The following is a 3,139-nucleotide window of genomic DNA, read 5'->3' as shown; positions in this document are numbered from 1 at the left end:
AGTCAGGGGAACTGCGGCAACTGTTGGAGGACGAGCCTGCCTCCCCACCAATGATGGCGTTCGAGCCAGGGGAACTGCGGCAGCTGTTGGAGGATGAACCCGCTTCCCCACCGATGATGGCGTTCGAGCCAGGGGAACTGCGGCAGCTGTTGGAGGATGAACCCGCTTCCCCACCGATGATGGCGTTCGAGCCAGGGGAACTGCGGCAACTGTTGGAAGACGAGCCTGCCTCCCCACCAATGATGGCGTTCGAGCCAGGGGAACTGCGGCAACTGTTGAATGATGAGCCTGCCTCCACTTGGGCACAAATCAATTCGACCCCACATGCGCGAGCGGACGGTGTTCATCAGCCAGCCCAGGCGCCCTGGCTCCCTGAACGCAGAAGATAACTTTGCGGAGGAGCGGTCACGCAACTGTCGGCGGCGCCGGGCCTCAGGGTGAATGGAGAGGATGGTGTCGCGTGAAGGCGCAACACGCGTGCTGACCGACCTGCATAGTAGGAAGTCGTTCATTGCTCCCAAATCGTATGTGAGGAACATTCCTGTCCCGGCTGCACCGCGCGATGCTAGGTCGCGTTGTTCAGCGGGCCAAGCCGATGACACCTACGAAGCTACTGATCGGGCAGATCGCCGTTGTGTGCGCAATTGTCATTATCGGCGTATGGACGGCAACCCAATGGTGCGCTCAAATGCTGACCTACCAGACGCCTCTCGGCGCACCATGGTTTCTCTTCGCCGGCTGGCCAATCTACAAGCCGTGGAAGCTGTTTGAATGGTGGTTCCACTTCGATGCTTATGCGCCGGAGGTCTTCGACAAAGCCGGTACGCTTGCAGGCGCCAGCGGATTCCTGGGCTGTGCCGCCGCAATCGCAGGCTCGCTTTTGCGCGCGCGACAGCGCGGGTCGGTTACGACCTATGGGTCTTCACGGTGGGCCACGACTCATGAGGTCGAGACGGCAGGGTTGTTACGGCCGGCGGGCGTTTTCCTCGGTAGGCTGAACGATCGCTATCTGCGCCATGACGGCCCGGAGCACGTCATGGCATTTGCGCCGACGCGTTCGGGCAAGGGCGTGGGGCTGGTTGTTCCAACGCTACTTTCCTGGACCGGGTCTGCCATCATTCATGATATAAAAGGCGAAAATTGGCAGTTGACCTCCGGCTGGCGGTCGAAATTCTCGTACTGCCTTCTGTTCAATCCGACCGACCCGAGATCGGCACGCTACAACCCGCTGCTGGAGGTGCGCAAAGGCCCAGATGAGATCCGGGACGTTCAAAACATCGCCGACATCCTCGTCGATCCCGAGGGCGCGCTGGAGCGACGGAATCACTGGGAGAAGACCAGCCATTCACTCCTAGTTGGCGCCATTTTGCACGTGCTCTACGCTGAAGAGGACAAGACGCTAGCCCGCGTCGCCACCTTCCTGTCGGACCCGCAACGCTCGTTTGCCGCAACGCTACGGCGGATGATGACGACAAACCATCTCGGGACGGGGCATAACCCTCAGGTCCATCCCGTAGTGGCCTCGGCGGCTCGCGAACTCCTGAACAAGTCGGAAAACGAGCGCTCAGGCGTCCTCTCGACCGCCATGTCCTTTCTTGGGCTTTATCGTGATCCAACGGTCGCGGCGGCCACTTCGTCCTGCGACTGGCGCATCGCTGACCTAGTGGATGGAGAGCGACCGCTGTCGCTCTATCTGGTCGTGCCGCCTTCGGATATCTCGCGCACCAAGCCTTTGGTGCGACTGATCTTGAACCAGATCGGCAGGCGGTTGACGGAGCGTCTGGAGGGGGACCCGAAGAAGAGCCGTAAGCATCAGCTGCTCATGATGCTGGACGAGTTTCCGGCGCTCGGTCGCCTCGACTTCTTCGAAACGGCGCTCGCCTTCATGGCAGGTTATGGCATTCGCTCCTATCTGATCGCACAATCTTTGAACCAGGTTTCAAAGGCCTATGGCGAGAACAATGCTATTCTCGACAATTGCCACGTGCGAATTGCCTTTTCCTCCAATGACGAACGCACGGCCAAGCGCATCTCGGATGCCCTCGGCACCGCAACCGAACTTAGGTCGATGCGCAACTATGCGGGCCATCGGCTTGCGCCCTGGCTTTCACATGTCATGGTGAGCCGCCAGGAAACCGCGCGCCCGCTCCTGACGCCAGGCGAGGTGATGCAATTGCCGCCGTCAGACGAATTGGTCCTGGTTTCTGGGTTGCCGCCGATCCGCGCCAAGAAGCTGCGCTATTATCAGGATCAGAATTTCACAGATCGGGTGCTGCCTGCGCCGGTGCTGCACGACGGACCCTATGCGGACTGCCCTGCATCACGCCCGGACGGCTGGACTGGACAAGTGTGCAGCGTCGATAGCCGACTTGCTGCGGACGAGGAAAGCGCCGACGCGCCAGTTGAAGACGAGGGAGGCGTTCAGCAGCAACGCCATCCAAGCCTGCCCGAAGAAGACGTTGTTGTCTCTCAAGAGCCCGATCAGGCCGATCTGTACAAGCCCGCAGACGATGACAGCGAAGCGCTCGCGGACAAGCGTGTCATGGATCGGATTTCCACTGCGGCCCGCGCCTACGGTATCAACGAGGGCAGGGGCGACGATGTCATTCCCGGCTTCTGAAGTCCGCTGAGTTGCAGAGCGCACCTCAGCGTAGATAACGGCCATAAGCAATTTTGAGCGTCTGGCCGATGCTTCTCCCGTCGCCGGCGCAACGCCGGGCCGTCGGAACGAGCCGCATGAAGCCGCACCGCATTCGCCATCAGTTTCTGCTTGAGCCGGAGCTCAGCGAGAAACTGGACAACCTCAGTCGCGATCCGTCAACGACCAAATCAGCGATCGTGGCGAAGGCGATCGAGGCGTTCATCGAGCGGCGTGGCGAGAGCGAGTTCGATCGGCGCTACGGCGTAAGGCTTGACCGGCTCTCCCGCGATCTTGCCCACGTCAGGCGCGATTCCGAGGTGATCCTGGAGAGCCTGGCGCTCTTCATCCGCTTTTCGATCACCCTTCACGCCCACACGCCGGTCCCGGATCGGGCAACGCAGGCTATTGCCCAAGAGCGTTTCGAGAAATTCGTTGAGAAGGTCGGCCGCCAGATCGCTTCCGGCAAAAAGTCGCTTAGCAAAGACAATGGTGGGGGAG

General features: G+C 60.6%; 3 protein-coding genes. All 3 read left to right on the top strand.

The window, feature by feature from the left end; translation table 11 throughout:
- The coding region (locus EOA32_RS39410) for a hypothetical protein (protein ID WP_210214882.1) at positions 1 to 389 on the top strand (389 nt) is incomplete at its 5' end.
- Positions 390 to 595: 206 nt separating this feature from the next.
- A complete protein-coding gene (locus EOA32_RS35575; RefSeq protein WP_024502848.1) occupies positions 596 to 2,620 on the top strand; it encodes a conjugal transfer protein TraG in 2,025 nt (674 codons plus the stop codon).
- Positions 2,621 to 2,736: 116 nt separating this feature from the next.
- A partial coding sequence (locus EOA32_RS35570; RefSeq protein ID WP_128374179.1) for a CopG family transcriptional regulator occupies positions 2,737 to 3,139 on the top strand: 403 nt, incomplete at its 3' end.

The organism is Mesorhizobium sp. M1A.F.Ca.ET.072.01.1.1, from assembly GCF_004023325.1.
In the GTDB taxonomy this organism is placed as follows: domain Bacteria; phylum Pseudomonadota; class Alphaproteobacteria; order Rhizobiales; family Rhizobiaceae; genus Mesorhizobium.
The sequence above is the reverse complement of the archived record's forward strand: the minus strand, read 5'-3'. Positions and strand labels throughout refer to the sequence as shown.